Raw genomic sequence first — 6,778 nt, 5'->3', positions numbered from 1 at the left:
GCCGCGCCGGCGGCAGGCCGCCCGCGGCCGCCGCCCGGCGCAACGCGATGGCCGCCTTGGCCGACACGTCCGCCCCCGGCGCCCGCAACAGCGCCAGCACCGGTGCGACCTCCGCCCCCTCTGGCGCATCGATCAGCCAGCGGAGAGCGTTCTCCGCATCCTGGAAGGGGCCCGGCCCGGCGGCCGGGGTGCCCGTCACCTCCGCCATCGGCGCATCTCCTGCGGCCCGGCGCGATAGCGGCAAGCATGGCGCGCGCCTCCGGCGGCATCAGCACGGATCGAACTCAGGCTGCGACTGGGGAAAGCGGAACGGGGCACAGCCATCCGCGTCGTGAAGAACCTGCCCAAGGCGCACCACCCTGCGCCTCCGGCCTCTGCGGCCGGCCGGCACGCGACCCGCCCAGCCCGGCGGCCACGGCAGGGCACCCCTGCCACCCGCCACGCCGCTCGCGTCTCTATGAGGATGATCTGCATCGGCCCTTGCCCTATAGAGGAGGCCAGTCGCTCCTGGAAGGCTGGACCAGAGTGCGTCCCCCTCCGCAACAGCCAGGTCGGAATGATGAGAAGCGCTCAAGTTATCGCCGAGATCGGCTGCAACCACAAAGGCGACATGGCGATCGCGCGGGAGATGATCCGCACCGCCGCCCGCTTCTGCCAGGTGGACGCTGTGAAGTTCCAAAAGCGCAACGTTACGGAGCTACTCTCCTCCGAACAGGCCGCGGCCCCGCACGAGAATCCGCGCCACGCCTATGGCGCCACCTATGGCGAGCATCGCGACGCGCTGGAATTCACCGCCGCCCAGCATGCCGAACTGATGCAGGTCTGCGCCGATGAAGGCGTCACCTACAGCACCTCCGTCTGGGACCTGACCTCGGCGCGGGACATGGCCGCCCTGAACCCCGCGTTCCTCAAGATCCCTTCCGCCAGCAACCTGCATTTCGAGATGCAGGCCTGGCTCTGCCAGCACTACGCCGGCCAGATCCATGTCTCCACCGGCATGTCCACCCGGCAGGAGGTGGAGGAGATCGTCCGCTTCTACGAAGCCCAGGGCCGGGCGGCGGACCTCGTGCTCTATGCCTGCACCTCCGGCTACCCGGTGGAGTTCGACCAGCTCTGCCTGCTGGACATCCAGCGGCTGCGGGAAGCCTATGGCCAGCGCGTCGGCGCCATCGGCTTCTCCGGCCACCATCTCGGCATCGCCGCCGACATCGCCGCCCTCGCCCTCGGCGCCAGCTGGATCGAGCGGCACTTCACGCTGGACCGCACCTGGAAGGGCACCGACCACGCCGCCAGCCTGGAACCCGACGGCCTGCGCCGCCTGAAGCGCGACGTGCAGAATATCGGCCTGGCACTGACCCATAAGCCCGATGGGCTGCTGGAGGTCGAGCAGCCCCAGCGCCGCAAGCTCAAGTGGCAGGCGCACTGACGCCTTGCGGACCATCGCTGTCATTCCGGCGCGCGGCGGCTCCCGCGGCGTGCCGGGCAAGAACCTGCTCCGCCTCGGCGGCGTGCCCCTGCTGGGCCGCAGCATCTGGGCCGCACGCCACGCGCACCGCATCGACGCCGTCTTCGTCAGCACCGACGACGCCGCCATCGCCGCCACCGCCGAGCGCTTCGGCGCCCAGGTCATCCACCGCCCCGCCGCCCTCTCCGGCGATGCCGCCTCCTCCGAGGCCGCCCTCCTGCACGCGCTCGATACCTTGCCGGCGCATCCCGGCCCGCCCGAGCGCCTGGTCATGCTTCAATGCACCTCCCCCTTCACCACTGGGGAGGAGATCGACCGCTGCGTCGCCGCGCTGGACAACCCGGCGGTGGCCTGCGCTCTCAGCGTCGTGCCGGACCACAGCTTCCTCTGGGGCATCTCCCCGCAGGGCTTTGCCGTCGGCGTGAACCACGACGAAACCCGCCAACGCCCGATGCGCCAGACCCTGCCGCCACAATATCGCGAGAACGGCGCCATCTACGCCATGCGCGTCGCCGCCTTCCGGAAGGTCGGCCGCCGCTTCTGCGGCCCCGTCGCCGCCATTCCCGTACCACCGACCGGCCCGGAGATCGACGACCTCGCCGACGTCACGCTCTGCGCCGCGCTCGAATCCGCCCGCCCCGCGCCGCCCCTGCCCCCCGGCCTCGCCGCCCTGGCCTTCGACCAGGACGCCGCCACCCTGCCGCCGCAGCAAGCCGCCGTGCTCCGGCAGCACGGCATCCACCCGCTGCCACTCCCCGCCCCGCACGCCCTGCACGATGCCCTGCAAGCCCTCAGCCTGACCCCGGCCCAGCTCTGCTATGTCGGCACCGACCTGGAATGCCTGCGCCTCGCCGGCTGCGCCGTCGCACCCGCCCATGTCGCGCCGGAACTGGCCAATCTTGCCCACCTGCTGTCACCCCAGGACGGCGTGGAACAAACCCTTGCCTGGATTGTGCGGTCACTGATCGGGGCGCGGGAAGCCTCCGGGTCTTGAGGACTGGGGGGATGTGCTGTTGGCCCCGGTGGAGAAGGCCGGGGAAAGAATTCCCCGGGCCCCTTCTTTTTTTCTGCGAGTCTGGGGCTGGGCTTTAGGGTTGGGGTGAAGCCTTGAAGATTTTACAATCGACGCGCTGGCGGAACACGCGTCGCTGGAAGCCTGAGGCGCCTTCAGGAATGCGTCCGCTGCCGAGTGACGCGGCAGATGCATTTAGGATCCAGCTGCGCGATCCACGCCTCAGCCTGATTCAGCCTATGGCGGTCATGCTCCTGAAGCGTGCCCCAGGCCCCACCCGGTAAAACTCGCAAAAAGAAGATGGGGCCCGGGGAATTCCTTCCTCGCCGCCCCCAACCAGAGAACCAACGATCAAGCCGGGGTCATCCCCTCCCCGCACTGCCCCTGCGCCACTTCCAGCGCCAGTTGCGCCACCCTTGCAGCGACCAGGTTGCGCGGCTGGGCGTTATAAGCCGCGTGGATCTCCAGTGGCGGGAAGGGCACCGCCACGTCCAGCCGCCGCAACCGGCCGCCGGAGGCCCCGGCGACCACCACATCCGGCAGGATGGTCACCCCCAGCCCGTCCTGCGCCAGCAGCAACATGGTGGAGATGGAGTTGAGGCTGTACAGCGTCTTGGCCTTGGCCCCTGCCGCCGCGAATTGCCGCAGCACCTCGTGATGGGGTTGGGAGCCGCGGGAGAACGCGAAGACCGGGTGCTCCGCCAGTTCTGCCATCCCCAACCGCCCCGGCGGCAACTCCAGCGCCGGGCTGGCGTACCAGGAGCACGGCATGCGGCACAGCGGGAGGCTCTCCACCTCCGGCGCCAGCACCGGCCCCATGATCAGCGCCAGGTCGATCTCGTTGCGCCCGAACTGCCCGGCGACGGCAAGGCTGGTATCCACCGTCAGGTCCAGTTCCACCCCAGGATACTCTTCCCGGATGCGGCGGATCAGCGGCGGCAGCCAGGCATAGACGACGGAATCGATGGTGCCGATGGCCAGCCGGCCCCGTAGCGTCTCCCGGTCCGCCACTTGGCCGCGGAACTCCTGGGTCAACCGGACGATTTCCTCCGCCCGCACCAGCGCGGCACGGCCTTCCGGCGTGACCCGGACGGAACGCAGGTCCCGCTCGAACAGCCGCACCCCCAGCTCCCGCTCCAGCGCCGCGATGCGGTTGGAGACAGCGGCCTGGGTGGTGTGCATACGTTCCGCCGTGGCGCTGAAGCTGTTCAGCCGGGCGACCCAGAGGAAGGTTTCCAGGAAGCGCAGGTTCATCGGGGGGCCATTCTCCAGCCGCGGCCGCCGGCGTGATGCCGGCGACCCCTTCCCCTCTCACGCCAGCGCTCCGGGGGGAAGGGTTAGCCGCCGGCTCGGGCCAAGAACGGACCCAAGGCAGCACCGGCGCCGCCGCCCTATGTCAGGGCCGGGACGACGCCCCGGCCCCGTCCATCACCGCACCGGCGGCGAGAACTGCAACCCGCCCTGGGTCCACAGCCGGTTGATGCCGCGCTCCAACCCGATCGGCGTCATGTGCCGTGCCCACAGCTCCGCGTAATTGCCGACCTGCGCGACGGCATTGCGCGCCCAGGCATTATCCAACCCCATGGTCTGGCCGATATTACCCTCGACCCCCAGCAGGCGGCGGATATCCGGGCTGTCCCGCTTGGCGGCTTCGTCCAGGTTCTTGCTGGTGACGTCGAACTGCTCGGCCGTCAGCAGCGCGTAATGCGTCCAGCGGACGATGTCGTACCACTTGTCGTCGCCCTTGCGGACCATGGAGCCGGACGGCGCGCTGCTGATGGCTTCCGGCAGGATGGTGAATTCCGCCGCCCGCGCGCCCAGATTCTGCCGGAAGCCCGCCAGCTGCGACGCATCCGTCGCAAAGGCATCGCAACGCCCGGCCAGGAACGCATCCTGGATCTCATTCACACCGGCAATCATCACCGGCGTGAACGCGATCTGGCGAGAGCGGAAGAAATCCGCCACCTCAAGTTCCGTGCTGGTACCAGGGCGGATGCAGATCGCCGCCCCACCCAGCTCCGCCGGCTTTCCGACACCCGCCGAAGCCCGCACGATAAAACCCGTGCCATCCCAGAAATTCGTCGCGCCGAACAACAACCCCAGCGCCGATTCCCGCGTCAACGACCAACCGGTGTTGCGGATCAGCACATCGATCTCGCCCGACTGCAACGCCGTGAACCGCGTCTGCGCGCTGAGATGGATGAAGCGCACCTTGTTCGCATCGCCCAGCGTGGCGGCAGCAATGGCGCGGCAGTAATCCGCATCCATGCCCTGCACCACGCCCCGGCTATCCGCCAGCGAGAACCCGGCAATCTCGCCGGAGACACCGCACAACAGCGCACCCCGGGCGCGCACGGCATCCAGCGTGGCCGAGCCACTGCCCTGCGCCACAGCCTGCCCCGGCCAGGCCGCCAACACGCCAGCCAACAATCCGGCCATACCAGCCAACACCGTCTTCGCCGTCATCATCGCATCCATCCTTCGGGGCTACAGCGTGAACGTCGAAGGCTGAAGCAGCTGCGGACGTGCACCACGCAATCTTTGGAATGCTAAAGCACGCCCGTTGCCGATAGAAGCAAAGATCACCCTTCATGACGTTATCGTTGCATTTTAGGTGGGCCGATCGCGGGGTAGTGGGGTGGGGAGGAAGGCCGGGGAAAGAATTCCCCGGGCCCCTTCCTTTTTCTGCGAGTTTGGCGGAGCGCTACAGGACTGAGAGCGGATGCTGCTGATGATTTTAGTAATGGACCATAGGGGCTGAACCGTCAGCACCGGAGGTCATAGACCTCCGGTGCACCCAGCCGCGATTCAGACCAAACCTCTCAATAACCACAAAGGAAACTCGAAAAAAGAAAAGAAGGGGCCCGGGGAATTCCTTCCCCGGCCTTCCTCCCCGACATCAAGGCATCAATCCCGAAACACCACCGTGCGCGCCCCATTCAACAGCACGCGCCCTTCCAGATGCCACAACAGCGCGCGGGAGAGGACGCGCCGCTCGATATCCCGCCCCTGCCGCACGAGATCATCCGGTGTATCGTGGTGGCTGATCCGCTCCACATCCTGCTCGATGATGGGTCCTTCATCCAGGTCGGCGGTCACGTAATGCGCCGTGGCGCCGATGAGCTTCACGCCGCGCGCATGGGCCTGGTGATACGGGCGTGCGCCCTTGAAGCCGGGCAGGAAGGAATGGTGGATGTTGATGCAGCGCCCAGCCAACTGTCCGGCCAGATCATCGGACAGCACTTGCATGTAGCGCGCCAGCACCACCAGTTCGCTGCCGGTCTCCTCCACCAGTTGCAGCAGCGCGGCTTCCTGCGCCGCCTTGTTGTCCCGGGTTACTGGCAAATGGTGGAAGGGCACGCCGGCGAAGTCCAGCCGCTCATGCGTCTCGCGTGGGTGGTTGGAGACGATAGCGGCAATCTCCATCGGCAGCTCGCCGAGGCGCCAGCGATAGAGGATGTCGGCCAGGCAGTGGTCGAATTTGGACACCATCAGCAACACGCGGTGCCGTTGCGCCCGGTCCCGCAACGCCCAGCGCATATCGAAGCGGGCGGCCACGGCGGCCAGCACCGCGCGCAGCGCCGCCGGGTCCAGCGCATCGCGCGGATGGTCCAGCACGATGCGGGCCAGGAAGCGGTGGCTCTGCGTGTCGTCGTATTGCTGCGCTTCGAGGATGTTGCCGCCCTGCTCGAAGATGGCGGTGGCCACGGCGGCGACGATGCCGGGCCGGTTCGGGCAATCCAGCGTCAGCACGTAGGAGGAATGGGGCATGGCAGGTCCTGACAGGAAGGAGGGAAAGGGAAGGCGCGCCGCGCGCCGCCCTCAACCTCGGGCCAGGACCTCGATGCCATATTCCTCGCCCGCCGCCACGATGGCGGCGGAGAGCGAGCCCGCGAAGCCGCGGAAGGCCAGCAGCCGATAGGCCGGTGCCTCATCCACCTGCCACAGCTGCACGCCGATATGCGCCGCCAGGGTGATGGCGGTATCCCCGGCCCGGAAGGCGCGCGGATGCAGATCCACCGCCACCAGCTTGGCCAACAGGTCCCGCGCGCGCGGGCCGGACAAGTGCAGCAGCACCCGCCCATCACCCTGCTCCGCCACCGAGGCCAGGCCGTCTAACTTTCCGCGTAGCTCCTGCTCCAGCGGCTCCGGCGCATCCGGCGCCAGGGCCAGCCACTGCTCCGGCCCGGCCCAGAGGAAGCCAAGGCGCGCATCGCCGCCATGGCGCGGCACCACGGGCAACTCCACGCCCCAGGCCGCGCGGGCGGCCGCAGCCAGCGCCGCCGCCTGGCCGCGCCGCG

The 6,778-nt window shown here is 68.5% G+C and carries 7 protein-coding genes; 2 read left to right on the top strand and 5 right to left on the bottom strand.

All coding sequences use genetic code 11. The features are described from left to right. Window positions 1-208, bottom strand: a 208-nt coding sequence (locus tag IBL26_RS24865) for a hypothetical protein (protein ID WP_187787194.1), incomplete at its 3' end; no start/stop codon positions are given. 351 nt (window positions 209-559) lie between these two features. Here IBL26_RS24865 and IBL26_RS24860 point away from each other — a divergent pair. Further along, window positions 560-1,426 (top strand): N-acetylneuraminate synthase family protein, encoded by an 867-nt coding sequence (locus IBL26_RS24860; protein ID WP_187787193.1) that lies wholly within the window; start codon window positions 560-562, stop codon window positions 1,424-1,426. A 4-nt stretch (window positions 1,427-1,430) separates the two neighbouring features. Next, window positions 1,431-2,459 (top strand): acylneuraminate cytidylyltransferase, encoded by a 1,029-nt coding sequence (locus IBL26_RS24855; protein ID WP_206684307.1) that lies wholly within the window; start codon window positions 1,431-1,433, stop codon window positions 2,457-2,459. Between the two features lie 369 nt (window positions 2,460-2,828). Here IBL26_RS24855 and IBL26_RS24850 read toward each other — a convergent pair whose 3' ends face one another. From IBL26_RS24850 to IBL26_RS24835, 4 genes are all read right to left on the bottom strand, one after another. After that, the gene (locus IBL26_RS24850) at window positions 2,829-3,731 is read right to left on the bottom strand and encodes a LysR family transcriptional regulator (protein WP_187787191.1); all 903 of its coding nucleotides are present in this window, start codon (window positions 3,729-3,731) and stop codon (window positions 2,829-2,831) included. A gap of 174 nt (window positions 3,732-3,905) precedes the next feature. Continuing rightward, window positions 3,906-4,946 (bottom strand): amino acid ABC transporter substrate-binding protein, encoded by a 1,041-nt coding sequence (locus IBL26_RS24845; protein ID WP_241749733.1) that lies wholly within the window; start codon window positions 4,944-4,946, stop codon window positions 3,906-3,908. 438 nt (window positions 4,947-5,384) lie between these two features. Next, on the bottom strand, window positions 5,385-6,248 hold the full coding sequence (gene purU, locus IBL26_RS24840) for a formyltetrahydrofolate deformylase (RefSeq protein ID WP_187787190.1): 864 nt from the start codon (window positions 6,246-6,248) through the stop codon (window positions 5,385-5,387). A gap of 51 nt (window positions 6,249-6,299) precedes the next feature. After that, the coding region (locus IBL26_RS24835; RefSeq protein WP_187787189.1) for a sarcosine oxidase subunit gamma at window positions 6,300-6,778 on the bottom strand (479 nt) is incomplete at its 5' end.

The sequence above is a fragment of the Teichococcus aerophilus genome (genome assembly GCF_014490485.1).
Classification (GTDB): domain Bacteria; phylum Pseudomonadota; class Alphaproteobacteria; order Acetobacterales; family Acetobacteraceae; genus Pseudoroseomonas; species Pseudoroseomonas aerophila.
Note: the sequence above shows the minus strand (reverse complement) of the source record. Positions and strands in the feature narration are given on the sequence as shown.

Bases quoted from the DNA above. Each gene is read 5' to 3' on its own strand.
- IBL26_RS24860 (WP_187787193.1), top strand. From the start codon at position 560: ATGAGAAGCGCTCAAGTTATCGCCGAGATCGGCTGCAACCACAAAGGC.
- IBL26_RS24850 (WP_187787191.1), bottom strand. From the start codon at position 3,731: ATGAACCTGCGCTTCCTGGAAACCTTCCTCTGGGTCGCCCGGCTGAAC.
- IBL26_RS24845 (WP_241749733.1), bottom strand. From the start codon at position 4,946: ATGATGACGGCGAAGACGGTGTTGGCTGGTATGGCCGGATTGTTGGCT.
- purU (WP_187787190.1), bottom strand. From the start codon at position 6,248: ATGCCCCATTCCTCCTACGTGCTGACGCTGGATTGCCCGAACCGGCCC.